Raw genomic sequence first — 25135 nt, 5'->3', positions numbered from 1 at the left:
GGTCGGGCTCACTGGCGTGGCGTGCACTCCAGGATCCGGCCGTCGACCGTTCCGATGAGCAGGTGCCCTTGGGGTGCCACCGCGAGGGACAGTGCGGTGGTCGGTACTCCGGCGACTTCCAGCTCTGTGCGCCAGCGCACCGAGCCGTCGTCGGCGTCCAGTGCGGTCAGAGCGCCGGAGTTGTCGGCCACGTAGACCGTGTGCCCGTCGGTGTCGAGGGCGGTGGCGGGATGGTCGGCCCGGTGCTGCCACAGCACCGAGCCGTCCAGCGAGCGCCGCACCGTGTACGCGCCGCCGGGTTGGAGTCCGTGGCCGTGATGGACCGCGCCGGCGTAGACCAGGGAGTGCCCGATCTCGGCGGCGGGACCCCCGAAGTGATGTTCCGTCGGTACCCAGGAGTGCGGGAACAGCTGCCGCAACGTCCCATCGGCGTCCACGGCCGTGACCCATTTGTCCCTGTACGGCTTGTCCGGGTCGGTGCCGACCAGAACGTACGGGCGGCTCGGGTGGCGGACGGGGAACGGGTGGTTGAACACGTCGAAGTGGCCGACCTCCGGACCGTCCGCCGGACCGTCGAGGTCGAACATCATCAGCCGTTCGGGCTGCTTGCGGCGGCCGCCCAACGGTCGGAGGACCGTCCTCCGGTCGCCTGCGACGAGCACCGTGAACACGCCGGGGCTCAGGGTCTCCCGTACCTGCCCTGTGTCGAGGGCGATCCGGGCGACCCGGGGCGGGGACGTCTCCCAGCGCCCTTCCCCGCGCCGGCCACGGCGTTCGGCGTTCGTCCAGACCGACGTGCCGTCGGTGGCCGGAACCAGCTGCCGGCCGCCTTCCTCGTCGTCCACCACCCATTGCAGGTCCCCGGACGGCAGCCACGACTCCGCCAGGACCCCGTCCAGAGCAGCCAGTACGCGACCGTCCTCCGTACCCTCGACAGCCCACACCCGTCTGCGTACGGACCACTGCCGACCGGCCGAGGCCGCGAGCTCCGTCAGGACTCGACGGGCCTCCGCGCTGTGATCCGGCCGGACGAACGGCTCGGCGGGGGAGGCCAGCTCCTCGGCACGGATCGACCCCGGCCCGACGACGCCCCAGTCCGAGCGGGCCACAACGACCGCGTGACCCTCCTCGTGTGCCCGTGGGTTCTCCCAGTCGTCACACGGCGCCAACGCCAGACGAAGCTCCGTCTCGCTGCGCCATTCCACGCCGAGCACCTCGCGCGGGTACGGCAGGGCGGACACCACGTCGCCGGAGTCCAAGCGGATCAGCAGCAGCTCGCCTTCGAACGAGTAGCCGCCGTCGTAGCGCCCGGTACCCACGGCCAACAGGGGAAGAACGGGGTGGAAGGCGAGGGCCCGCACCGGGTAACAGGACCGGACCAGGTGCCGGCACCGCAGCCCGTCTCGCTCGTAGACCCCGATCCGATGCCCCGTCCAGCGGTCGTCCGCGGTCCCACTGCCGCTCCACTGGACACCCCCGAGGTCCCCACCCACGGCGACCGTCCGCGACCGCTCGTCGACGACGGTCAGAGCAGGTTCACCGACCTCGGCGAACGGGCCGTCGCCGAACACGCGCCGGACCATCGGTACGCGGGTCATACAGGGTCCTCCCAGGGGGCGGCGGGGTTGAACGCGGCCGAGACCTCCCCGTACGTCGGATGAGCTCATCCTCACACGGCGCCTGACCGAGGACCCCCGGGAGGGCGTAGTCCGGCCCTGCGGGGGTATCCGCCCGTCCATGGCCGACCGTGAAGTTCCTCAGGAAGAGCGTGCGGCGGTGGCCGCGCCCACCTGCTCCCCTCGTGAGGCGCCGAGACCGGAGGACGTCGGTCCCGGGCCCGAGGTCGAGCGGCGCGCGCCCGACTCGCCTGCCGAGCTGCCGCGGCGTTCCTGGCTCGCGATCCTCCGGAGGTCGGCGCGGGAGTTCGTGTCCGACGAGCTGACGGACCGGGCCGCCGCCCTCACGTACTACGGCCTGCTGGCCCTCTTCCCGGCGCTGCTCGTGCTCGTCTCGCTGCTCGGCGTCAGCGGCCGGTCGACGACGGACAAGGTCCTGGAGAGCTTCGGCGGGATCACGCCGGGCCCCGCCCACGACGTTCTCGACCAGGCCGTGGAGAACCTTCAGGGGGCGCCCGGTACCGGAGCCGCCATGGCGACGGTCGGCGTGCTGCTCGCCCTGTGGTCGGCCTCCGGATACGTGGGGGCGTTCATGCGCTCGGCCAACCGCGTCTACGGCGTCCCGGAGGGCCGCCCGCTCTGGAAGGTGCTGCCCGTCCGTCTGGGGCTGACCGCGCTCCTGGTGGTCATGGCCGCGGCGAGCGCGCTGATCGTCGTCCTCACCGGCGAGGTGGCGCGCCGCGCGGGGGACCTGCTGGGCGTCGGCGACTCAGCGCTGACGGTCTGGGCGATCGCCAAGTGGCCCGTTCTGGTCGTGCTGGTGACGATGATGCTCGCGCTCCTGTACTGGGCGAGTCCGAACGTCGAGAGCAGGGGCTGGCGGTGGATCACCCCGGGCAGCGCCCTCGCCCTGCTGATCTGGCTGGCCGCCTCCGCCGGGTTCGCGGTCTACGTGTCCGAGTTCGCCACGTACAACAGGGTCTACGGCACGATGGGTGGTGTGGTCGTCTTCCTGATCTGGCTGTGGATCAGCAACCTGGCCGTGCTCCTGGGCCTGGAGTTCGACGCGGAGACCCTGCGTCAACGGGCGGTGGCGGGCGGCATGCCGCCGGACGAGGAGCCGTACGTGGAACCCCGGGACACCCGCTCGTGGTCCGAGGAGGAGGAGCGTGCGGCGGTCGGGGTGGACCGCGGCGGAAACGGCCCCGATGGGCATACGAGGAAGGTGCGGGCCCATGACCGGTGACGGTTCGTTCGAGCGCGACCGCACGTACATCACCACGCGGATCACGGCGGACGGCAGGGACGGCTTCCCGGTGGAGGCCGGGCGCTACCGCCTGGTCATCGCGCGGGCCTGCCCGTGGGCGAACCGGAGCGCCATCGTCCGACGGCTGATGGGACTGGAGGACGTGCTCTCCCTGGGGATCGCCGGGCCCCTGCACGACGAGCGCAGCTGGTGCTTCCACCTGGACCCCGGCGGCCGCGACCCCGTCCTCGGCATCGAGACCCTGCGGGAGGCGTACGACCGCCGCGAACCGGGCTATCCGAGCGGCATCACGGTGCCCGCGATCGTCGACGTCCCCACCGGCCGGGTCGTGACCAACGACTTCGAGCGGATCACGCTCGACCTGGGCAGCGAGTGGGCGGCCCACCAGCGGGACGGAGCGCCCGACCTCTATCCGGAGGGGTGGCGCGACGAGATCGACGACGTGGCCGACAAGGTGTACCGGGACGTCAACGACGGTGTCTACCAGTGCGGTTTCGCCGCCGGCCAGCAGGCGTACGACAAGGCGTACCAGCGCCTGTGGGCACGGCTCGACTGGCTGGAGGAGCGGCTCGCCGGCCGGCGCTACCTGGTCGGCGACACCCTCACCGAGGCCGACGTCCGCCTCTTCCCGACCCTGGTGCGCTTCGACGCCGTCTACCACGGCCACTTCAAGTGCAACCGGCAGAAGCTGACCGAACTCCCGGCCCTGTGGGCGTACGCGCGGGACCTCTTCCAGACGCCCGGCTTCGGCGACACGATCGACTTCGCGCAGATCAAGGCGCACTACTACGTCGTCCATCACGACATCAACCCGACCGGCGTCGTCCCGCGTGGCCCGGACACCAGCGGCTGGCTCTCGCCGCACGGGCGGGAACAGCTCGGCGGCCGCCCGTTCGGCGACGGGACCCCGCCGCCGCCACCGCCGCCGGCCGAGCGCGTGCCGCGGCTGGGCCGGGCGGGCTGACCGCCGGGCGGTGACGCCGGGCTCCTCCGGCGGATGTTTGGCGTGCTCGCCTGCGGTGAGGCGTACGGGACCAACCTGTCCGACTCATCGACTGGGGAGCACATGGAGAGCGTTATCCGACTGGCGATCTCCGTCGGCGGTTCGGCGCTGGCCGCCTTCGCCATCTGCCGCGCGGCGGACCTGCTGGCACGGTTCGCCGACGCGAGACACCCGGAGACCCCGCTGTGGGGGCTGCTGCGCCGCTGCCGCACGCCGCTGTACGTGGTCGTGCTGGCCGCCCTGCTCAGGTGGACCTACCCGATGGCGTCGCCCGGACGGGGGCCGCTGGAGGAGCACGCGGGTGCGGTGAGCCGGGTGCTGCTGCTGTGCCTGATCGGCGGGGGAGCCTGGCTCGCGATACGGACGGTCGCCGCGGTCGTCGAGTCCTCGTACGCGCGCTACGCGGGACGTTCACGCGACGCCGCACGGCTCCGCCGGGTCCGTACCCAGGTCACCCTGATCATGCGGGTGGTGTCCGTCGCCGTCGGGGTGCTCGCCGCGGCCGCGGCCCTCGTCACCTTCCCCTCGTTCCGCACCCTCGGTACGTCCCTGCTCGCGTCGGCCGGCATCATCGGCATCGTGGCCGGTGTGGCGGCCCAGTCGACGCTGAGCAACCTCTTCGCCGGCTTCCAGATCGCCTTCGGCGACATGGTCCGGATCGGCGACACCGTCGTCGTGGACGGCGAATGGGGGTTCGTGGAGGAGGTCACCCTCACCTTCCTCACGGTCCGGACCTGGGACGAGCGCCGCGTCACGCTCCCCGTCTCGTACTTCACCTCGCGGCCGTTCGAGAACTGGTCGCGCGGCGGCGCGGAGATGACGGGGTCGGTGTTCGTGCACTGCGACCACTCGACGCCGGTCCCGCTCGTCCGGGCGCACCTCAAGGAGTTCCTCGCCACGTGCGACACCTGGGACGGGCGGGGCTGGGACCTCGCCGTCACCGACACCTCGCCGACCGGCATCACGGTGCGGGCGATCGTGACCGCCAAGGACGCCGACGATCTGTGGACGACGCGTTGTGCCGTACGGGAGGAGCTCGTCGGCTGGCTCGCGCGGGAGCATCCGGGCGCCCTCCCCAAGGTCGTCACCGCTCCCGCGGCGGACGCCTTCGTCCGGCCGTGGGAGAACGCCCGGGCGCCGCACCAGCGCCGCCCCCGTCAGCCCGCACGGAGCCCCGCCCGGCCGGGGGACACGTCTTCGGACTGAAGCCGTGTCCCCAGGGCCGGGCGGGGTGATTCGTGAGGCCAGCACGCCGGTCGGCCGGCGTGCTTCCTTTTCAGGCCACACGCCGGCCGGCGGGGTGCTTCGTTTTCAGGCACACGACGGCCGGCGTGCGCTCTCACGCCGCACGCCGGCCGGGGTGCTTCGTCAGGCCTTCTCCTGCATGGAGCGGCGGGCCGGGTTGCCCTGGTCGGACGCCTTGGGGTCCTTCTCGTCGGCCTTGGCCCGTACCCCCTGGGCGATGCGCTCGCCGACGGCCTTGTCGATGTTCGTCCAGTAGGTGAAGGCACGCTCGAGGACGGGCTCGGAGACCCCGTTGAGGAGGTGGCCGACGACGTTGTCCACCAGACGGTCGCGGGCGGCGTCGTCCATCACGTCGCGCACGAGGGTGCCGGGCTGGCCCCAGTCGTCGTCCTCCGGATGGGAGACGTAGGCCGCCCGGGTGATCTCGCCGTCCGCCGTCCAGCTGGGCGGGGTCCCGTAGCGGTCGGTGTCGGCGGCCGGTCCGCCCTTGGAGTTCGGGGCGTAGACCGGGTCGGTCGTCTTGCGGATGGCCATCGCCCCGTCCTTCGAGTACGTGTGGACGTCGACGACGGGTGCGTTCACCGGGAGCTGCTGGTAGTTGGCGCCGATGCGGTGGCGGTGGGCGTCCGCGTACGAGAACAGCCGGGCCAGCAGCATCCGGTCGGGGCTGGGGCCGATGCCGGGGACGAGGTTGTTCGGCTGGAAGGCGGCCTGCTCGATCTCGGCGTGGTTGTCGGTGGGGTTCCGGTCGAGCGTCATGCGGCCGACCGGGATGAGCGGGTAGTCGCCGTGCGGCCAGACCTTGGTGAGGTCGAACGGGTTGAACCGGTACGTCGCGGCGTCCTCGTACGGCATGACCTGCACGTGCAGCGTCCAGCTCGGGAACTCCCCGTCCCGGATGTGCTCGAAGAGGTCCCGCGTGTGGTAGTCCGTGTCGACGGCCGCCATCTGGTCGGCCTCGTGCTGGGTGAAGAACTCGATGCCCTGGTCGGTCTTGAAGTGGTACTTCACCCAGAACCGCTCGCCCGACGCGTTGATCCACATGTACGTGTGCGAGGTGTAGCCGTTCATGTGGCGCCAGGAGCGCGGGATGCCACGGTCACCCATCAGCCAGGTGACCTGGTGGGCGGACTCCGGGGAGAGGGTCCAGAAATCCCACTGCATGTCGTGGTCGCGCAGGTTGTTGTCCGCACGGCGCTTCTGGGACCGGATGAAGTGCTGGAACTTCATCGGGTCCTTGACGAAGAAGACCGGCGTGTTGTTGCCGACCATGTCGTAGTTGCCTTCGGAGGTGTAGAACTTCACCGCGAATCCGCGCGGGTCGCGCCAGGTGTCCGGGCTGCCGCGCTCTCCGGCCACCGTGGAGAAGCGGGCGACCAGCTCGGTGCGGGTCCCCGGCTGGAACAGCGCGGCCTTGGTGTAGCGGCTGACGTCGTGGGTGACCTCGAAGTGGCCGAACGCGCCGCTGCCCTTGGCGTGGGGCTGGCGCTCGGGGATGCGCTCGCGGTTGAACTGCGCCATCTGTTCGATCAGGTAGGCGTCCTGCATCAGGAGGGGACCGCCCGGGCCCACGGTCAGCGAGTGTTCGTCGCTCTCCACCGGGGCGCCGGAGTCGGTCGTGGTGGAGGGTCGGCTGTCGGTCATCGGTCGTACTGCCTTTCCTCATGCTGCACGGTGGCGCGCTCGCCGGCCGGGGCCGGCCGCGTGGGACCGGCGCGCAGAGCCGTTCTCCGTCGGCCGAGGGGCACGCCACCTGGGGTTTCCTCCGGTACGGCGCTGCCTCCGCGGCCCGTCCCGGTGTCGTATCGCCTCACCCGCCGCCGCCATGTCAAACGTCGCCGGGCGCACGACAGCGGGGCGGCGGCCTCTCCGCCCCGCACACGCACGTCCCACCCTGCTCCCAGTCGGCCGAAGCCACCACCGGAGACCGGGCCGTGCGCGGGCGCGGGGGAGGGCGGGACCGGGGCGCTCGGACCGGCGAAAGACCGTTCATATGTCCGGTGCCAACGGCTCCAGGTGCGGGTCCTGCTCCGGCGCCCTGGGCCTTCCCCGGGTCAGTCCTTCTTCAGCGCCTCCGCGAGCATCACCAGGATGCCGCTGGGGCCGCGGACGTACGTCAGCTTGTAGACGTCCTCGTAGGTCGCCACACCGCGCAGCGGATGACATCCGTGCTTCGCGGCCGTCGCCAGGGCTTCGTCGAGGTCGTCGACGGAGAAGGCGACGCGGTGCATGCCGATCTCGTTGGGCCGGGTGGGCTCCGACTCGATCGCGGCTGGGTGGATGTACTCGAAGAGTTCCAGGCGGCCGAGGCCGTCCGGCGTCTGGAGCATCGCGATGCGGGCGTGATTGCCGTCGAGGCCGACGGCGGTGTCCGTCCACTCGCCACGGACCGTGTCGCGGCCGAGGACCGTGAGGCCGAGGTCGGTGAAGAAGGAGATCGCCGCTTCGAGGTCGCGAACAGCGATGCCGACGTTCTCGAGTCTGATGGCCATGCGTCGCATGCTAGCGAGCCGGATCGCCCGGTGGCGTGACGTGCGACGCCCACATGGAGGAAAGGCCGACGTTGCGCCGTGGCCCGCGCGGACCGCCCCGGGCGTGAGATCGTGGCCCGGTGAGCATCGAGGTTCGCCCCGCTTCGGTCTTCGAGGACGTCCGGGCCGTGATCGGCCCGAAGTCGCCCGGAGCCACCGTCTGTTGGTGCCTGAGTTACCGGATCCCGTCCAAGGTCAACAATGCGCTCCGCGGCCCGGACCGGGGGGAGTACGTGGCCGGACTGTGCCGCGCCGACGTCCCGCCGGGGGTGCTGGCCTACGACGGGGACGAGCCGGTCGGCTGGGCGGCCGTGGCGCCCCGCTCGGACACGGCCTTCGCGCACAGCCGGAAGATCCCGCACGTCGACGACCTGCCGGTCTGGTCACTGTGGTGCGTCCGGGTGCGGCCCGGTCACCGCAAGACGGGCATCTCGCACGCGCTGATCGCCGGCGCGGTCGACTTCGCCCGCGTCCACGGCGCACCGGTGATCGAGGCGTATCCGCTCGACAACGGCGACGCCAGGGTCGACCTCACGATGGCGTACGCCGGGCTGCGGAAGAACTTCGAGCGCGCCGGGTTCACCCACGCCGCCGACACCACCTCGGTGCTCGCGGGGCATCCCCGGATTCTGATGCGGCTCGACCTGCGGTGACGGCGGGGGCCGATCAGCCCGCCCGAGACGCGCGGCCGGGCCGGGGCGCCAGGCGGCGCAGCCGGTCGCGGCGGTCCCGGGTGTGACGGTCGAGCTCCTCCATGAGACGCCGGCCCCGGTGGTCGGGGTCCATCTCGTCGAGTACGCGGTCGATCTCGGCCAGCAGGGCCCCGTACAGCTGCCAACTGCCGGGGTCCCGCAGGGCGAGGGCGAGCAGCAGGTCGGCGGTGCTGTCCCGGCAGGCGCGGGCCGCGCGCAGTTCGCCCGCCAGCCGGGTCTCGGCCGCCTCGGCGTCCTCGCTGCCGGGGGCCGTCACGAGGACGGCGTAACTCACGAACGCGTCGGCGGTGTGCTGCGCCGTCTCCTGCAGGGCGAGGGCGGCCGGTCCTGGCAGCAGTTCCTCGCCGTCCCGCCGCTTGGCCAGGTCGGTGAGGGTGCGGGTGAGGACGCGGAGCACGACGGCGCAGATCTCCAGCGTGTCGAGCCCCGTGCGCAGCACGATCCGGTGCAGCAGCCCTTCCTTGACGCGCGGGTTGAACCGCAGGCTGTCCTCGGCGGTGCGCAGCGCGGCGTCCACGTCGGCCACGTCGTTGTCGAGCCGCCGTGCCTCGTGCAGCCGGGCCGCCGCCCGCTCGACCGGCGGCGCCCCGGCGAACTCCTCCGCCACGTCGAGCAGCAGCCGGCGCATCCGCCGGGCGAGGTCCTCGATGGATTCCCCCGCCGTGTCCACCCAGACGGGCGCGGCGAGCACCAGGTTGAAGAGCATGCCGACGACGGCGCCGATCAGGGTCTCCAGGACCCGGTCCCACGCGGTGTGGGCGACCTGGGTGACGCCGAGCACCAGCATCGCGCTGATGGCGACCTCGGGAACGAACTCCTCCACCTTGACGAGCCGCCCCACCACCAGCGACGCCAGGATGACCAGGGCGAGGCTCCACCAGGAGAGCCCGACGAGCGCGCTGAAGGCGATGGCGATGAGGACGCCGACGACGACGGAGTTGACCCGGCGCAGGCTGGTGGTGAGCGTCGAGTAGAGCGTGACCTGGACGACGAGCAGCGCGGTGAGCGGCGCGGTCAGCGGCGCCGGTTCGCTGCTCAGCCAGAGCGCGACGACGTACGACAGGGTCGCCGCCGCCGTCGACCGCACCGTCTGCACGACGAACGGGTCGCGGCGCAGCCGCTTCACCCGTCCGGCGAAGCCGCCCGGTTCGCTGAGCCGCGTCACGTCCACCTCGCTCCGCTCACGCTGTCCGGCTCGTCCGAGCCTGCCATCCCGCTGCCCCGTCCGGGCCCCCGGCACACCGTGTTGGCCCGCCCGAGTGGAGGCCGAGGTGTCATCGGCGGCCGCGACGCGGGCGTCGCCCGGTCTCGCGGCGCCGCGGTCACCAGCCGGTGATGAGCGGCGTCTCCGGTGCGTGCCGCCGCCAGGCATCGGTGAGGCGTACGAGGCGGGTGGGGTTCGCGATGCCGCGCAAGGTGGAGATCCGGCCGCCCCTGAGGTCGAACGTGACGGCGCCGATGATCCTGCCCCCGGGGACGAAGAGCAGGGCGGGGGCGCCGTTGACGAGGGCGTAGTGGACGTCGGAGACGCCACCGGCGAGTCGCTGTTTCGCGGGCGTGGAGGTGAAGCCGGCCCGTGCGACGGAGGCGATGCGCCCCGGAGTGTCGTACCGCAGCAGCTTCTCGGTCAGACCGGCGCCGTCGGAGATCGCGACGGCGTCGTCGGTGAGCAGCGCCACCAGGCGTTCGGTGCGGCCGGAGGAGGCGGCGGCGAGGAACTCCTCGACGATCCTGCGGGCGGAGGCCGGGTCGACCTCACCGCCGCGGCGCCCGGCGGTGATGCGCCGCCGGGCCCGGTGGAGGTGCTGCTGGCTCGCGGACGTGCTGATGCCGAGGATGTCGGCGATCTCGGTGTGTCCGTAGGCGAACGCCTCGCGCAGCACGTACACGGCACGTTCGAACGGGGACAGGCGCTCCATGACGGTCAGTACGGCCAGGGAGACCGATTCGCGCTGCTCGAAGGTGTCGGCCGGGCCGAGCATCGGGTCGCCGTCGAGGAGCGGTTCGGGCAGCCAGGCGCCGGCGGTGCGCTCGCGGCGGGCCCGCGCCGAGCGGAGCCGGTCGAGGCACAGATGCGTGACGACCTTCGTCAGCCAGGCTTCCGGCACCTCGATCCGCTCCCGGTCGGCGGCCTGCCAGTGCAGGAACGCGTCCTGCACCGCGTCCTCCGCGTCCGCGGCGGAGCCCAGCAGCCGGTACGCCAGCGAGGCCAGCCGGTTCCGGGAGGCCTCGAACCGTCGGGTGTCGGAGCGATCGATGGCGGTGCTGTCCACACGGATCACCCTAGCCAGCGGGCTACGCGGCCGACTTCGCGACGGACACGTGCGGCGCGCCCGTCAGGCGGTGCCTGCGCCTGGGCAGGCCGAAGGTCGGGTGGGCGGTGGCCCAGAGGGACATCCGGACGATGCCCGCCTTGATCCGCGCGGCCTTCCCGCCGCGGACGAACTTCGGCTTCGCCCGTCCCTCGGCGTCGACCAGCTGCAGGAGGCCGTCCCGCCGTCCGAGGCTGATGTGGTTGCCCAGGTACTCCAGCTTGGTGTGCGTGATCTCGCGGCCGGTCAGTCGCCCCACGATCGCGTCCACGGCCTGCCGGCCGGTGTAGCCGGCCGAGGCGCAGGACATCGGCAGCGGCCGGCCGTCGTCGCCGAGGGCGAGGGCGCTGTCACCGGCGGCGTAGACGTTCGGGTGGGACACCGACCGCATGGTGCGGTCGACGACGATCCGGCCGTCCCCGGTGACCTCGATCCCGCTAGCGGCGGCGATGGGGCCGACCGCGAACCCGGCCGTCCACACGGTGGCGTCGGACGCGAGGACGGTGCCGTCGCCGCACAGCACGCGGGTGGCTTCGACGGCCGCGACGGCGGTGTGTTCGCGGACGGCGATGCCCATCCGGTCGCAGACCCGGCGCAGGTGGTCGCGGGCTCCGGCGGTCAGCTGGGTGCCCAGCTCTCCGCGGGCGATCAGCGTCACCGAGAGGCCGGGCCGGGACTCGGCGATCTCGGTGGCGGTCTCGATGCCGGTCAGCCCGTCGCCGACGACCAGGACGCTCCCGCCCCCGTCCCGCCCGCTCAGTCCGTCCAGGCGCTCGCGCAGCCGCAGCGCGGAGGGCCGGCCGGCGACGTCGAAGGCGTGCTCGGCCACGCCGGGAACGCCGTGGTCGGCGCCGTGGCTGCCGAGCGCGTACACGAGGGTGTCGTAGCCGAGCTCGGCGCCGCCCTCGGCGTCGGCGGTGGTGACGACCTGGCGCTCGGGGTCGACGGCGGTGACCCGGGCAAGACGCAGCCGTGCCGCCGTGCCCGCGAACACGTCGGCGAGCATCGGGGCCTCGATCTCCTGCCCGGCCGCGAGCTGGTGCAGCCGCAACCGCTGGACGAAGTCGGGTTCGGCGTTGACCACGGTGATCTCGGTGTCGGCCGGGGACAGCCGGCGTCCCAGGGTCCCGGCCGCGTAGGCCCCGGCGTAGCCGGCGCCCAGGATGACGATGCGGTGCTTCATGTGATGCTCCCGTCGGTTCGCTGCTTCCGGTGACTTGAGCGGAGCAGCACCCCGATTCCTGACAGGAAGCGAATGTGACGTGGCTCACTTCGGGTCCGCGGGTTCGTCCTCGCGGTCCGGCCCGCTCCGCACGGCCGCCGTGTGCAGCGCCCGCAGGGCGATCAGGAGGACGCCGATGTCGTCCAGGTAGACGGGGTCCGGGATCAGGTCGACCGGCGAGACCGTGTACACCACCGCCGCCCAGAACAAGGCCTTGGACCGCAGCGGCACACCGGCGTCCAGCAGCAGCCTGCGCGCCTTGAAGACGCGAACGAGCAGAACGGCCGCGCATCCCGCCATCGCGAGCAGGAGAAGCACGGCCACGACGAGCCACAGGTCGCTGTCCATGTCGCTCTCCTACCCACGTGACGTCCGGGCCGCGCCGGTCGGCCGCGGAGGTTCGCGAAACCACCGCCGCCGGCCGGGGTTTGGCCGTACGGGGAGCGGCAAGGCGAACAGTAGTCCGCAGTCCCGCCCGAAGACCCCGGAGCCACGGGCCGGAGCGGCGGGAGCCGCACGACCGCTCCCGCCGTGCCCCCCGCCGCGCCGCGCGGACGGGACGCGACGGACGTGCGGCGCGGCCGCGCCCGATCCTCGGCGGGGAACCGGTCAGCGGGAGCCCATCCGCCCCGGGAATCCCAACGAGCCCCAGAGTGGGCCCGGTTGGGAGTGACCAGTCGTCGGCGGGGCACCAGCGACATATGCGAGAAGACACGGAAGACAAGCCTCTGGAGAGCAGAACGCCGAGACGCGGCAGACCCCCGCGCGGGTGGGCGGCCGTCGCCGTGGTGATCGCCCTGCTGTGTGTGGTCCTCTTCGCCCTCGGGCGGTTCGCCCAGGTGCCGTGGCTGGACGACGTGTTCGGCGTCGACACGAAGGACCGTTCCGGTCCGGCGGTGCTGAAGTCCATCCAGGACATGCACCGGTACGAGGGTGCCGCCGGCAACTACCAGGTCGTCGTCGACCTGGAGAAGGACGCCCGGCTGCTGCCCGACTCGATCCGCGGGACCCGCACGCTCTTCGTCGCGAGCGGCAGCGTGGCCGCGTACGTCGACTTCGGCGGCATCGGACAGGGCAGCGTGACCGTCGACGAGAAGCGCACCACCGCCACCCTCCGGCTGCCGCACGCGCGGCTCGCCGAACCCACCGTGGACCCCCGACGGTCCTACACCGTCTCCAAGCAGCGCGGCCTGATCGACCGGCTCGGCGACCTGTTCTCCGACAACCCGGCCGACGAGCGCGCCGTCCACATCCTCGCCGCCGACCGCATCGGCGCCGCGGCCGAGGAGAGCGACCTGACCCTGCGGGCCGAGAAGAACACCACGGCGATGCTCCAAGGCCTGCTCAAGGGCCTCGGGTTCGAACAGGTCACCGTCACGTACGCGCCCTAGCCGACTGCTCCCGGAGCCATGACGACATGACGATACGCATAGGATCGCGCCGCGTCACCGCCGAGCGGCAGCAGAAGCAGACACCCCCGGCCGGACCCACCCGCTGGCTCCGCGTCGGCGTCACCGTGCTGGCCCTCGCGGGGATGGTGGCCTTCGCCGTCGTCCTCGCCCGGCTGACCCTCCAGCCGTCGCCGGCCTCGGAGAGCCTCATCCACGCCAACCTCCGGCCGGGCGACTCCATCCGCGCCTACCTCGGACAGCCCGCCTTCCGGGACACCGTCAAACAGCTCGGCGGCAACGTCCTCCTCGGCGTCCCCTTCGGACTGCTGCTGCCGGTGATGTCCCCCCGCAGCCGCGGATTCGTCCGGGTCGCCCTCCTGACCGTGGCGACGATGCTCCTGGTCGAACTGGTCCAGGGCGCCCTGGTCCGCGGGCGCGCCTTCGACATCGACGACGTCCTGCTCAACACCACCGGCGCCCTGCTCGGCTACCTCCTCGTGGGCCGCCGCCTGGGCAGGGCCGTACACCCCCGGCGCCGGCCCCACTGGTGGTCGCGGCGCCGTACCTGAACGAACGTCGGGCCGGCGGGGCGTGCGAAGCTGGGCCCGTGACCCTTCCCGAGAAGACCGACGACCACCTCCTCCTCGGCTGCATGGGCCTGGGAGGAGGCTGGGACGCGGAGCCCCACACGCCCGCCGACATCGACGCGGCGGAGGCCGCCGTCGAGGCGGCCCTGGACAGCGGCATCACCGCGTTCGACCATGCCGACATCTACCGGCACGGAAAGGCGGAAGCGGTCTTCGGCGAGGTCCTGGCCCGGTCGGCGGGACTGCGTGAACGGATCACCCTGCAGACCAAGTGCGGCATCCGACTGGCGGACGGGGACCGGCCCGGCATCTACGACCTGCGGGGCGCCACGATCGTCCGCCGGGTCGAGGAGAGCCTGGAGCGGCTGCGCACCGACGTCCTCGACGTGCTCCTCCTGCACCGCCCGGACCCGCTCGCGGACCCCGCCGACATCGGCGACGCCCTGACCTCGCTCCACCGCCAGGGACTCGTCCGCCGTTTCGGCGTCTCGAACATGAACGCCGCCCAGATCGCCCGGCTCCAGGCGCACCTGGACCTGCCGCTCGTGGTGAACCAGCTGGAGATGAGCCTGCACCGGCGCGCCTGGCTGGAGGACGGCGTCCTCGTCAACACCCCGGAGTCCGCGGCCAACGGATTCCCCGCCGGCACCGTCGAGCACTGCCTCGCCCATGGCATCGGGCTCCAGGCGTGGGGAGCGCTGGCCCAGGGGCGCTACACCGGGGCGCAGGGGACCCCGCAGGAGGCGGCCACGGCCGCGTTGGTGGCCTCGCTCGCCGAGGCCAAGGGCACCACGCCGGAGACGATCGTGCTCTGGTGGCTACGGCGCCATCCGGCCCGGATCGCCCCCGTGATCGGGACGTCGAACCCGGCGCGCATCCGTGCCTGCCGGGACGCCGCGACGACCGAACCCGACCTGAGTCACGACGAGTGGTACGCCCTGTGGCTCTCCGCCCGGGGCGCACCCTTGCCGTAGCGGCGACGGGCCTGCCGGCAGCGGCGGGCTGTGCCACCGCGCTGCCGTACCGGCGGCGAGGCTGCCGGCACTGCCGCCCACCGCCCTTCGTACCGGGATTTAGTTCGCCCTGTCGGCCCGGCGGCGGTCCCTGCGCTTCAGCGCACGCCGCTCGTCCTCGCGCAGACCGCCCCAGACGCCCGTCACCTGGCGGGAGTCGTCCATGGCCCAGCGCAGGCACTCCTCGCGCACGGGGCAGCCCCGGCAGATCTCCTTGGCCTCGTCGGCCTGGATCAGCGCCGGCGCGCCCGTCCCCACCGGGAAGAAGAGGTCGGGGTCGACGTTCTGGCAGGCCGCTCGTGCGCGCCAGCTGTCCAGCATCGGTTCCTCCAGTTGCCTGAGTCGGTTCGTCTCGGTCCGTCGCGCGGACCCCTGGTCCTACGGCCGGGCGAAGAGCTGAGCGGTCTCGGCCGCCCAGTCGATCCGCGCGGCCTCCGTGCCCTCGGGCACGGCCTCGTACGTCTCGGCCAGCCAGCTCCGCAGCCCCGCGCGGTCGACGTCGACCAGGGCGAACGCCCCGGCCTGTCCCAGCCGCAGGTGGACGCGGCCTTCCCTGCCGCCGTCGCGCAGCGGCCACAGCCGGACGTCTCCTTCGCCGCTCAGGACGCGGGTCCCGGAGCGCAACAGGTCCCGGGAGAAGACCCAGTCGACGACCCGGCCCGGCGGCAGCCGGAACACGATGTGCACCGCCCAGGGGTCGTCGGGGTCGTAGTGGAAGGTGGCGGGGACGGGCAGGCCCATGCCGCCGTGGACCTGACGGGCAGTGGTGTGCCACGACCGCACCGGGGCCGCCGCGGTGGGCCGGCTGGTCTCGTGTCGGCTCGAATCGGACATCGTCACCCGTCTCCGTCGGTGGCCGCGCCGCTGTCTGAGTGGCGCCGTACCTTCGCTCGTAACCCCGGACCCGGATTTCACGCCTCCCGTTCCCGGTACGAACTGGGGCTGGGCCCGGGCCGTTTACCCGGCCACTGCGAAATCGGGTGAATGCGTCGCCGAGGTCGGGGCAGGCGGACCTCAGGCGGGGAACTCACCCCGCCACGCAAGGCACGGAAGAGGAGGGCGGCGGCGGTCCGCCGACTGTCCTCGCCTACCGGAGGAGTTGTTGTCGCGTGACTGAGCACGTGTGGAGCTACAAGTCGACTTCGGGTCACCTGGCCGGTACCGATCTGACCGGATACAAGGTCGAGGCGATCGACGGCGGCATCGGGAAGGTGGACAAGCACTCCGACGAGATCGGTGACGCCTACCTGGTCGTCGACACCGGAGTCTGGATCTTCGGCAAGGAGGTTCTCCTTCCGGCCGACACCGTGGTGCGGATCGACGTGGACGAGCGGAAGATCTTCGTCGACCGGACGAAGGAAGAGATCAAGGACGCGCCCGAGTTCCACCGTGACAAGCACCTCGGGGACCCGGACTACCGCCAGGTGCTGGGCTCGTACTACGGCCTGGGAGGCCCGTTCGGCGGCCGGATCGTGTGAGCCGTCGTCCGGCGGCCGCATGACGGGCCGTGCGGCGTTCGTAGGAGGGAGGGCCCGCGCTCGACGAGCGCGGGCCCTCCCTCGTGTCGGCCGACACGTGGTGTCGCCGTGAAGGTTCTGCGAGGAGGTGGCACACGGTCGGGCTGAGGGCCGCCCGGGGCCGGTGTGCGGCGAAGCGTACGGGATGTCCCGGTTTGCCGCGACTTCAGGCGTGAGTCAGGTCACTCTCCGCAATGCTTCGCGCATGGATCCGAGAAGCCAGGGCAGGCGGCCGAACCGCCGGTGCTACCGGCAGGGGGACTCAGAGGAACGAAAGGCCATACGCGACGTGACGGCAGCACAACAGACCATCCATGTGGGCGGAGAGTGGCGCAGCGCCCTCTCCGGCGCCACGCGCGAGATCATCGACCCCGTCGACGCGACCGCCTTCGCGGTCGTGGCCGAGGGCGGCGTCCGGGACACCGACGACGCCGTCGCCGCGGCACGCGCCGCGTTCGACGACGGCTCCTGGCCGCGTACGCCGGTCGCCGAGCGCGCCGCCCTGCTGCGCCGGGTCGCCGACCTCCTGGAGCGCGACCGCGAGCGGATCGGCGCCCTGGAGAGCCAGGACGCGGGCAAGACCCTGGAGGAGGGCCGCGTCGACGTCGACTGCGTCCGCGACGCCTTCCGCTACTTCGCCGACCTCGTGGAGAAGGAGGACGGCGGACGGGCCGTCGACGCGGGCTCGGACGACATCCGCAGCGTCGTCGTGCACGAGCCGGTCGGCGTCTGCGCCCTGATCACGCCGTGGAACTACCCGCTGCTCCAGGCCAGCTGGAAGATCGCACCCGCCCTCGCCGCCGGCAACACGTTCGTGATCAAGCCCAGCGAGATCACCCCGCTGACCACCGTCGTGCTGGTCGAACTGCTCCTGGAGGCCGGACTGCCGCTCGGCGCGGCCAACATCGTCACCGGCCCCGGCCACACCGTCGGCGCCCGGCTCGCCGAACACCCGGACGTCGACCTCGTGTCGTTCACGGGCGGGCTCGTCAGCGGGACGAAGGTCGCCAGGGCGGCCGCCGACAGCGTGAAGAAGGTCGCCCTCGAACTGGGCGGCAAGAACCCCAACGTCGTCTTCGCCGACGCCTGTTCGACGCCCGAGGGCTTCGACACCGCCGTAGACCAGGCCCTCAACGCCGCCTTCATCCACAGCGGCCAGGTCTGCTCCGCCGGCTCCCGGCTCATCGTCGAGGAGTCGCTGCGCGAGCGTTTCGTCGCCGAACTCGCCCGCCGGGCCGGGCAGATCAGGCTCGGCCGCGGCACCGACGAGGGCGTCGAGTGCGGCCCGCTGGTCTCCGCGGCCCAGCTCGCGAGGACCGAGGAGTACGTGGCCTCCGCCCTCGGTGAGGGCGCGGTCCTGCGCGCGGGCGGCGAGCGCCCGGCCGGCCCCGGCTACTTCTACCGGCCCACCGTCCTCGACCGCTGCCACCGCCGCATGCGCGTCATCCGCGAGGAGATCTTCGGCCCCGTCCTCACCGTGGAGACCTTCCGCACCGAGGAGGAGGCCGTGGCCCTCGCCAACGACACCGAGTACGGCCTCGCCGGAGCCGTCTGGACCTCGGACGCGGCCCGCGCCCGCCGGGTCGCGGCCCGGCTGCGCCACGGCACCGTCTGGATCAACGACTTCCACCCCTACCTGCCGCAGGCGGAATGGGGCGGCTTCGGAAAGTCCGGCATCGGCCGCGAACTTGGCCCCACCGGACTCGCCGAGTACCGCGAGGCCAAGCACATCTACCAGAACCTCGCCCCGCGCCCCGTGCGCTGGTTCGCGGGCACCACGGCGAAGGGCCAGGCATGAACGACCAGCACGTGTACGACTACGTCGTCGTCGGCGGCGGCACCGCCGGTTCGGTGATCGCCTCCCGGCTGACCGAGAACCCCGACGTCACCGTCGCCGTCATCGAGGGCGGCCCCAGCGACGTCGGCCGCGACGACGTCCTCACCCTGCGCCGCTGGATGGGCCTGCTGGGCGGCGAGCTCGACTACGACTACCCCACCACCGAACAGCCCCGCGGCAACTCGTACATCCGCCACAGCCGCGCGCGGGTCCTCGGCGGCTGCTCCTCGCACAACACCCTCATCGCCTTCAAGCCCCTGCCCTCCGACTGGGACGAGTGGGCCGAGGCCGGCGCCGAGGGCTGGGACGCGGCGGCGATGGACCCCTACTTCGCCCGGCTGCGGAACAACATCGTCCCGGTCGACGAGGCCGACCGGAACGCGATCGCCCGCGACTTCGTCGACGCGGCGCAGAGCGCGCTCGGCGTTCCCCGCGTCGAGGGCTTCAACCGGGCGCCCTTCCACGAGGGCGTCGGCTTCTTCGACCTCGCCTACCACCCCGAGAACAACAAGCGGTCCTCCGCCTCGGTCGCCTATCTGCACCCCTTCCTCGACCGGCCGAATCTGCACATCGCCCTGGAGACCTGGGCGTTCCGCCTGGAGTTCGAGGGCACCCGCGCCACCGGCGTGCACATCCGCACCAAGGAGGGCGCCGAGCAGGTCGTACGCGCCCGGCGCGAGGTCTTGGTCTGCGCGGGCGCCGTGGACACCCCGCGCCTGCTGCTGCACTCCGGCATCGGCCCCCGCGCGGACCTTGAGAAGCTCGGCATACCCGTCGTGCACGACCTGCCGGGCGTGGGGGAGAACCTCCTCGACCACCCCGAGTCGGTCATCGTCTGGGAGACCCACGGACCGATCCCGGAGAACTCCGCGATGGACTCCGACGCCGGCCTGTTCGTCCGCCGGGACCCCGAGTCCGAGGGGCCGGACCTGATGTTCCACTTCTACCAGATCCCCTTCACCGACAACCCCGAGCGGATCGGCTACGAACGGCCTGCGCACGGCGTGTCGATGACCCCGAACATCCCCAAGCCGCGCAGCCGCGGCCGGCTCTACCTGACCAGCGCCGACCCCGAGGTCAAGCCCGCGCTCGACTTCCGGTACTTCACCGACGAGGACGACTACGACGGCCGCACCCTCGTCGACGGCATCCGGATCGCCCGGCGGATCGCGCAGAGCGAGCCGCTCGCCGGCTGGCTGAAGCGCGAGGTGTGCCCGGGGCCCGAGGTCACGTCGGACGAGGAGCTCAGCGCCTACGCCCGCCATGTCGCGCACACCGTGTACCACCCGGCGGGCACCTGCCGGATGGGTGCCGCAGACGACGAACTCGCCGTGGTCGCACCCGACTTGAAGATCCGCGGTCTCGACGGCATTCGTATCGCCGACGCGTCCGTCTTCCCGACCATGACCGCCGTCAACCCGATGATCGGCGTGCTCATGGTCGGCGAGAAATGCGTGGACCTGCTGGGAGGGACCCGACGATGAACGACCAGGCGCAGAACCGTCAGGCGAAGAACCACCGGACGGCAGGCAGCCGGGCGCAGACGGCCGCCGAACCCGTCTTCTCCGTACGCGAGTTGTGGAAGGTCTTCGGACCGAAGGCCGAGCGGGTACCCGCCGACCCCGAGCTCGCCTCCCTCGACGCCGCCGAACTGCGCGAGCGCACCGGTTGCACCGCGGCCGTCCGCGGCGTCTCCTTCGACGTCCGCAAGGGCGAGGTCTTCGTCGTCATGGGCCTGTCCGGCTCCGGCAAGTCGACGCTCGTCCGCTGTCTGACCCGACTCGTCGAACCGACCTCGGGCAGCCTCTCCATCGACGGCGAGGACGTGCTCTCCATGGACACCGGCAGGCTCCGCGAGCTGCGCCGGCACCGGGCGGCGATGGTCTTCCAGCACTTCGGTCTGCTCCCGCACCGGACGGTGCTCGACAACATCGCGTACGGCCTGGAGATCCAGGGCGTGGGACGCGGCGAACGACGTGAGCGGGCCGCGGAGTTCGTCACCAAGGTCGGCCTCGACGGCATGGAGCACCGCAGGCCGAGCCAGCTGTCCGGCGGCCAGCAGCAGCGGGTCGGACTGGCCCGCGCGCTCGCCGTCGACCCCGAAGTCCTGCTGTTCGACGAGCCGTTCAGCGCGCTCGACCCGCTGATCCGCCGGGACATGCAGGAGGAGGTCGTCCGTCTGCACCGGGAGGAGGGCCGCACGATGGTCTTCATCACGCACGACCTGAGCGAGGCGCTGAAGCTCGGCGACCGCATCGCGCTGATGCGCGACGGCCGGATCGTCCAGCTCGGCACGCCGGAGGAGATCGTCGGCGCCCCCGCCGACGAGTACGTCAGGGACTTCGTCCGGGACGTGCCGCGCGAGCAGGTGCTCACCGTCCGCTCGGCGATGCGCCCCGCCCTCGCCGGCGAGCACGACTCCGGCCCCGCGCTCGCCCCCGGCGCCACCGTCCACGAGGCCATCGAGGCCGTCGCCCGCACCGGCGAGAACGCGCGGGTCGTCCAGGACGGCCGCTGCCTCGGTGTGGTCGACCAGGCGGGACTCCTCGGTGTCGTCGCCGGGGTCCCGGCCGCGACCCGGAAGGCGGTGGCCTGATGTACGCCCATACGACCTGGCCGCCGCCGGGCGCCACGAACGGCCCCGAAGCCGCCGGGAGGTGGAGCCGATGAGCGCCACCGCCACCCCCGCTCCGCCCCGTCCCACCACGACCACCCCGCCCGTCCCGGCCACCGCCACGGACGCCGGTCCCGGTGTGCTGCGCGGCCTCGCGCGCCACCGCGGCCGGCTGATCGGAGCCGCCGCGGCCGTCGCGCTCGCCCTCGGCGCCGTACTCCTGGGCGGCGGCAGCTGGCCGACGTCACTCGCCGTCGACCTGTCCGGCCCGCTGGAACGCACCAGCGACTGGATCATCGACAACCGTGACGGCCACCCGCTCTTCCTCTACTTCCTCGGACACGTCAGCAACGCCGTCGTCGTCTCCGTCCGCGCGGTGTACCTGCTGCTGCTCGCCCTCGGCTGGGCCGGCGTCACCGCCGCCGCCGGGCTGCTCGCCTGGCGGGTCGCGGGCGTCCGGCTCGCGCTGACCTCCGTCGCCGCCTTCGGCGCCTGCGGGCTGCTCGGCATGTGGGTTCCCACCATGCAGACGCTCGCCCTGATGGTGGTGGCCGTCGCCGCGTCCGTACTGCTCGGAGGCCTGCTCGGCCTGGCCGCCGGCCTCTCGGACCGAATGGACCGGATCCTCCGCCCGGTGCTCGACACCATGCAGGTGCTGCCCGCCTTCGCGTACCTCCTGCCCGTCGTCCTGGTCTTCGGCATCGGCGTACCCGCCGCCGTCCTCGCCACCGTCGTCTACGCCGCCCCGCCCATGGCCCGGCTCACCGCGCTCGGACTGCGCGGCGCGGACGCCGGCGTCATGGAGGCCGCCGCGTCCCTCGGCGCCACCGGCAGGCAGCGGCTGCTCACGGCCCGGCTGCCGCTGGCCCGCAAGGAACTCCTGCTCGGCGTCAACCAGTCGATCATGATGGCGCTCGGCATGGCCGTCATCGCCTCCGTCATCGGCGCGGGCGGCCTCGGCGATCGCGTCTACCAGGCCCTGGCCTCCGTCGACGTCGGCGCCGCCCTCGCCGCCGGTGTGCCCATCGTGCTGCTCGCCGTCGTCCTGGACCGGGTCACCGCCGCGGCCGGAGAGCGGCTCGGCACGGCTCCGGCCCACGGCTCCCGGCTCCGCTGGGCCGTCGCCCTCGCGGCGACCGCCGCCGTCGCCGTCGCGGGCCGGCTTGCCGACCGGCTCACCTGGCCCGACACGTGGACGCTCGACGTCGCCGAGCCCGTCAACACGGCCGTCGACTGGATGACCGCCCACCTCTACTCCGGCGTTCCGTTCGTCGGCGGCACCGCCGACTGGGCCGCGGGGTTCACCACCTGGGTCCTCAACCCGCTCCGCGACGGCCTGCAGTGGCTGCCCTGGTGGTCGGTCCTGCTGACCGTCGGCGCCCTCGCCCTGCTCATCGGCACCTGGCGCACGGCCGTCACCGCCGTCCTCGCGATGGCCGCGATCGGCGTGCTCGGCGTCTGGGACCCGGCGCTCGACACCCTGTCCCAGGTCCTGGCCGCCGTCGCCGTGACGCTGCTGCTCGGCGTCGCGCTCGGCATCGCCGCGGCCCGCAGCACCCGCCTCGGACGCGCCCTGCGCCCGGTGCTCGACGTCTTCCAGACGATGCCGCAGTTCGTGTACCTGATCCCCGTGGTCGCCCTCTTCGGCGTGGGCCGCGCCCCGGCGGTCGCCGCCGCCGTGGTCTACGCGCTGCCCGCGGTGGTACGGATCACCGCCCAGGGCGTCCGCGGCGTGGACCCGGCCGCCATGGAGTCCTCGCGCTCGCTCGGCGCGACCGGACGACAGCAGCTGTTCCAGGTGCAACTGCCGCTGGCGCGCCCCGCTTTGCTGCTGGCCGTCAACCAGGGTGTGGTGCTCGTCCTCGCCGTCGTCGTCATCGGCGGCCTCGTGGGCGGCGGCGCGCTCGGGTACGACGCGGTCTTCGGCCTCGCCCAGGGCGACCTGGCGACCGGACTGGTGGCCGGTGCGGCGATCGTCTGCCTCGGCCTGACGCTCGACCGGGTCACCCAGCCGACGCGCCGCCGTCACCTCGCCGGAAAGGGGGCCTGAGATGGCTCGCACCCGCATCGCACTCGGCGGCTCCGCCCTGGTGACCGCCGCCGCCCTGGCGGCCGGCCTCACCGGCTGCGGCGCCGCCGACATGACCCGCCAGTCCTCCCCGTACGCCGACGCGAAGGGCTCCCGTACGGTGACGCTCTCCGTGCAGTCGTGGGTGGGCGCGCAGGCCAACGTCGCCGTCGCCCAGTACCTGCTCGAACACGAGCTCGGCTACCGGGTGGACACCGTGCAGATCGACGAGGTACCCGCCTGGGACGCGCTCAGCCAGGGCCGGGTCGACGCCATCCTGGAGGACTGGGGCCACCCGGACCAGGAGAAGCGGTACATCGACGACAAGAAGACGATCAAGCGCGGCGGCGAGCTCGGAGTGACCGGGCACATCGGCTGGTTCGTGCCGACGTACTTCGCCGAGCAGCACCCGGACGTCACCGACTGGAAGAACCTGAACAAGTACGCCGACCGGTTCCGCACCGCGGAGAGCGGCGGTAAGGGCCAGCTCCTCGACGGCTCCCCGTCGTACGTGACGAACGACAAGGCGCTGGTGAAGAACCTGGACCTGGACTACCAGGTGGTGTTCGCGGGCTCCGAGGCGGCGCAGATCACCCAGATCAAGCAGTTCGCCAAGGAGCGGAAGCCGTTCCTGAGCTACTGGTACAAGCCCCAGTGGCTGTTCGAGAAGGTCCCGATGACGGAGGTGAAGCTGCCGGCGTACCAGGACGGCTGCGACGCCGACCCGGCGAAGGTGGCCTGCGCGTACCCGCACACGCCCCTGCAGAAGTTCCTCAACGCCCGCTTCGCGGACGGCGGGGGCGACGCGGCCGCCTTCCTGAAGAAGTTCCGCTGGACGACCGACATGCAGAACGACGTCGCCCTGATGATCGCGGACCAGAAGCTGTCGCCGCAGGAGGCGGCCGGCCGCTGGGTGAAGGAGAACGAGTCCACCTGGCGGACGTGGCTCCCCTCCTGACCGGGTCACGAACGTCCTGCCCGGGGTTCCGGCGCGCCGCGCCGGCCCCGGGCGTAACGCCGGCCGAGGGGCTCGGCGCTCAGCCCGTGCAGCACGATGCTGACCATGACGGTGATCACCATCACCCGGGAGATGAAGTCACCGCCCCCCGCGGCGGGCAGCTCGATCGCGGCGAGGAGGCCGAAGACCACCGACGCCACTCCTCGGGGCCCCATCCACCCTAGGAACAGCCGGTCGGACAGGGACAGGCCCGTACCGGCGAGGACGAGCACCACCGGCACCAGACGGATGAGGGTGCAGGCCAGCACGGCGTACAGGACGACGGAGAGGTGGAAGCCGTCCCAGAACTCGTCGTTGACCATCTGGCCGAAGAGGAACCACAGCGCGAGCGTCGACAGGGTGACCAGATCGTCCGTCATCCGCACGGTGCCCTCCGGAAGGTGCCGCATCGCCGGTGAGACGCAGACGCCGGCCAGGAACGAGGCGACGAAGCCGTTGCCGCCCAGGGCCACGGACAGGGAGTACGCGGCGATCGGCACGCTCAGCACCGCGAGCCTCGCCGCCGTGGGCAGGGTCCAGCCCCTCGCCCAGGACCGGCGGAGCAGCCACCCGCCCAGGTAGCCGACGAGCGAACCGGTCCCGACGGCCACCCCCGCCGCCCCGACGGCGGAGAGGAGGGCCGCCGCGAAGTCCTCGCCGGCCGTGTGGTACTCGGCGGCGGCCGCGACGCAGATCAGGAACACCGGCGAGACGATCCCGTCGCTCAGCCCGCCCTCGACGGTGAGCACCTCCCGGAGGCGCGCCGGGATGCGCCCGTCCCGCACGACGGCCGCGGCGGGCGCCAGATCGAGCGGGACCACGACCGTCGCCAGGGCCGCCAGAACCCACCCGGGCTGGTCGGGGAAGAAGGCGAGCGCGGCCAGGAAGGCGACGCCCAGGGTCAACGGCAGTGCGCCGCCCAGGAGTCGGGCGACCACGCCCCGCTCCCGGCGGATCGCTCCGGCCGGCACCTCGGTCGCGTCGACGAAGAGCAGCAGGGCGAGGACCACCTCCACCGCCCGCTCGAAACCGGCCATGTCGCCGAGATCGAAGACCAGCGGCGGGTCGGAGCCGCGCGTGAGGGCGACACCCGCGCCCATCATCGCGATCGGTGCGGTGATGCTCCACAGCGCGAGCCGGCGCGACAGGACGCACCAGGTGAACAGGATGCCCGCGATGACAGTGACGGCAAGCAAGACGTC

Annotated in this window: 23 protein-coding genes; 13 read left to right on the top strand and 10 right to left on the bottom strand. The window is 72.5% G+C overall.

Going from position 1 to position 25135, the window contains the following annotated elements; translation table 11 throughout:
- Positions 1-8: 8 nt before the first annotated feature.
- On the bottom strand, positions 9-1598 hold the full coding sequence (locus DEJ43_RS00680) for an outer membrane protein assembly factor BamB family protein (protein ID WP_015031352.1): 1590 nt from the start codon (positions 1596-1598) through the stop codon (positions 9-11).
- A 139-nt stretch (positions 1599-1737) separates the two neighbouring features.
- Here DEJ43_RS00680 and DEJ43_RS00675 point away from each other — a divergent pair, with 139 nt between their 5' ends.
- The 3 genes from DEJ43_RS00675 to DEJ43_RS00665 all read left to right on the top strand — a co-directional run bounded on the left by DEJ43_RS00675 (position 1738) and on the right by DEJ43_RS00665 (position 5092).
- Entirely contained in the window at positions 1738-2862 is a 1125-nt protein-coding gene (locus DEJ43_RS00675; RefSeq protein ID WP_015031351.1) for a YihY/virulence factor BrkB family protein, read from the top strand.
- Positions 2852-3847 carry a glutathione S-transferase family protein gene (locus tag DEJ43_RS00670; protein WP_015031350.1) on the top strand — a complete coding sequence of 332 codons (996 nt, stop codon included), beginning with the start codon at positions 2852-2854 and terminating at the stop codon, positions 3845-3847. The genes DEJ43_RS00675 and DEJ43_RS00670 overlap by 11 nt, the downstream gene beginning before the upstream one ends.
- 102 nt (positions 3848-3949) lie before the next feature.
- Positions 3950-5092 carry a mechanosensitive ion channel family protein gene (locus DEJ43_RS00665; RefSeq protein ID WP_041661913.1) on the top strand — a complete coding sequence of 381 codons (1143 nt, stop codon included), beginning with the start codon at positions 3950-3952 and terminating at the stop codon, positions 5090-5092.
- Positions 5093-5254: 162 nt separating this feature from the next.
- On the opposite strand, the gene DEJ43_RS00660 is transcribed toward DEJ43_RS00665, so the two are convergent.
- The gene (locus DEJ43_RS00660; RefSeq protein WP_015031348.1) at positions 5255-6775 is read right to left on the bottom strand and encodes a catalase; all 1521 of its coding nucleotides are present in this window, start codon (positions 6773-6775) and stop codon (positions 5255-5257) included.
- Between the two features lie 410 nt (positions 6776-7185).
- The gene (locus tag DEJ43_RS00655) at positions 7186-7623 is read right to left on the bottom strand and encodes a VOC family protein (protein ID WP_041661911.1); all 438 of its coding nucleotides are present in this window, start codon (positions 7621-7623) and stop codon (positions 7186-7188) included.
- 119 nt (positions 7624-7742) lie between these two features.
- Here DEJ43_RS00655 and DEJ43_RS00650 point away from each other — a divergent pair, with 119 nt between their 5' ends.
- Positions 7743-8315 (top strand): GNAT family N-acetyltransferase, encoded by a 573-nt coding sequence (locus tag DEJ43_RS00650; RefSeq protein ID WP_015031346.1) that lies wholly within the window; start codon positions 7743-7745, stop codon positions 8313-8315.
- A gap of 13 nt (positions 8316-8328) precedes the next feature.
- On the opposite strand, the gene DEJ43_RS00645 is transcribed toward DEJ43_RS00650, so the two are convergent.
- The 4 genes from DEJ43_RS00645 to DEJ43_RS00630 all read right to left on the bottom strand — a co-directional run bounded on the left by DEJ43_RS00645 (position 8329) and on the right by DEJ43_RS00630 (position 12257).
- The gene (locus DEJ43_RS00645; RefSeq protein WP_015031345.1) at positions 8329-9546 is read right to left on the bottom strand and encodes an FUSC family protein; all 1218 of its coding nucleotides are present in this window, start codon (positions 9544-9546) and stop codon (positions 8329-8331) included.
- Between the two features lie 151 nt (positions 9547-9697).
- Positions 9698-10648 carry a sigma-70 family RNA polymerase sigma factor gene (locus tag DEJ43_RS00640; RefSeq protein ID WP_181399496.1) on the bottom strand — a complete coding sequence of 317 codons (951 nt, stop codon included), beginning with the start codon at positions 10646-10648 and terminating at the stop codon, positions 9698-9700.
- A gap of 22 nt (positions 10649-10670) precedes the next feature.
- On the bottom strand, positions 10671-11870 hold the full coding sequence (locus DEJ43_RS00635; RefSeq protein WP_015031343.1) for an NAD(P)/FAD-dependent oxidoreductase: 1200 nt from the start codon (positions 11868-11870) through the stop codon (positions 10671-10673).
- Positions 11871-11954: 84 nt separating this feature from the next.
- Positions 11955-12257: a YkvA family protein gene (locus DEJ43_RS00630; protein ID WP_015031342.1), complete on the bottom strand. Its 303-nt coding sequence runs from the start codon at positions 12255-12257 to the stop codon at positions 11955-11957.
- Positions 12258-12610: 353 nt separating this feature from the next.
- Here DEJ43_RS00630 and DEJ43_RS00625 point away from each other — a divergent pair, with 353 nt between their 5' ends.
- From DEJ43_RS00625 to DEJ43_RS00615, 3 genes are read left to right on the top strand one after another with little or no spacing between them, the layout of a single operon-like run.
- The gene (locus tag DEJ43_RS00625; RefSeq protein WP_015031341.1) at positions 12611-13300 is read left to right on the top strand and encodes a DUF4230 domain-containing protein; all 690 of its coding nucleotides are present in this window, start codon (positions 12611-12613) and stop codon (positions 13298-13300) included.
- A 26-nt stretch (positions 13301-13326) separates the two neighbouring features.
- Positions 13327-13869: a VanZ family protein gene (locus DEJ43_RS00620; protein WP_015031340.1), complete on the top strand. Its 543-nt coding sequence runs from the start codon at positions 13327-13329 to the stop codon at positions 13867-13869.
- Positions 13870-13907: 38 nt separating this feature from the next.
- On the top strand, positions 13908-14861 hold the full coding sequence (locus tag DEJ43_RS00615) for an aldo/keto reductase (protein WP_015031339.1): 954 nt from the start codon (positions 13908-13910) through the stop codon (positions 14859-14861).
- Positions 14862-14960: 99 nt separating this feature from the next.
- Here DEJ43_RS00615 and DEJ43_RS00610 read toward each other — a convergent pair whose 3' ends face one another.
- Together DEJ43_RS00610 and DEJ43_RS00605 are read right to left on the bottom strand one after the other, a co-directional pair.
- Positions 14961-15221 carry a WhiB family transcriptional regulator gene (locus DEJ43_RS00610; protein WP_015031338.1) on the bottom strand — a complete coding sequence of 87 codons (261 nt, stop codon included), beginning with the start codon at positions 15219-15221 and terminating at the stop codon, positions 14961-14963.
- A gap of 57 nt (positions 15222-15278) precedes the next feature.
- Positions 15279-15734, bottom strand: a complete 456-nt coding sequence (locus tag DEJ43_RS00605) for an SsgA family sporulation/cell division regulator (protein WP_015031337.1) — start codon at positions 15732-15734, stop codon at positions 15279-15281.
- Positions 15735-16009: 275 nt separating this feature from the next.
- On the opposite strand from DEJ43_RS00605, the gene DEJ43_RS00600 reads away from it, so the two are divergent.
- The 6 genes from DEJ43_RS00600 to DEJ43_RS00575 all read left to right on the top strand — a co-directional run bounded on the left by DEJ43_RS00600 (position 16010) and on the right by DEJ43_RS00575 (position 23894).
- Positions 16010-16378 (top strand): PRC-barrel domain-containing protein, encoded by a 369-nt coding sequence (locus DEJ43_RS00600; RefSeq protein ID WP_041661909.1) that lies wholly within the window; start codon positions 16010-16012, stop codon positions 16376-16378.
- A gap of 328 nt (positions 16379-16706) precedes the next feature.
- Positions 16707-18215, top strand: coding sequence for an aldehyde dehydrogenase family protein (locus DEJ43_RS00595; RefSeq protein ID WP_041661907.1), 1509 nt, complete (start codon positions 16707-16709; stop codon positions 18213-18215).
- Positions 18212-19738 (top strand): GMC family oxidoreductase, encoded by a 1527-nt coding sequence (locus tag DEJ43_RS00590; RefSeq protein ID WP_015031334.1) that lies wholly within the window; start codon positions 18212-18214, stop codon positions 19736-19738. Before DEJ43_RS00595 ends, DEJ43_RS00590 begins: the two co-directional genes overlap by 4 nt.
- Positions 19735-20850 carry a quaternary amine ABC transporter ATP-binding protein gene (locus DEJ43_RS00585; RefSeq protein ID WP_015031333.1) on the top strand — a complete coding sequence of 372 codons (1116 nt, stop codon included), beginning with the start codon at positions 19735-19737 and terminating at the stop codon, positions 20848-20850. The genes DEJ43_RS00590 and DEJ43_RS00585 overlap by 4 nt, the downstream gene beginning before the upstream one ends.
- A 70-nt stretch (positions 20851-20920) precedes the next feature.
- Entirely contained in the window at positions 20921-22918 is a 1998-nt protein-coding gene (locus DEJ43_RS00580; RefSeq protein ID WP_015031332.1) for an ABC transporter permease, read from the top strand.
- Position 22919: 1 nt separating this feature from the next.
- Positions 22920-23894, top strand: a complete 975-nt coding sequence (locus DEJ43_RS00575; RefSeq protein ID WP_015031331.1) for an ABC transporter substrate-binding protein — start codon at positions 22920-22922, stop codon at positions 23892-23894.
- Between the two features lie 5 nt (positions 23895-23899).
- On the opposite strand, the gene DEJ43_RS00570 is transcribed toward DEJ43_RS00575, so the two are convergent.
- On the bottom strand, positions 23900-25129 hold the full coding sequence (locus tag DEJ43_RS00570; RefSeq protein WP_015031330.1) for a cation:proton antiporter: 1230 nt from the start codon (positions 25127-25129) through the stop codon (positions 23900-23902).
- Between the last annotated feature and the right edge of the window lie 6 nt (positions 25130-25135).

The sequence above is a fragment of the Streptomyces venezuelae ATCC 10712 genome (genome assembly GCF_008639165.1).
Lineage (GTDB): Bacteria > Actinomycetota > Actinomycetes > Streptomycetales > Streptomycetaceae > Streptomyces > Streptomyces venezuelae.
Note: the sequence above shows the minus strand (reverse complement) of the source record. Positions and strands in the feature narration are given on the sequence as shown.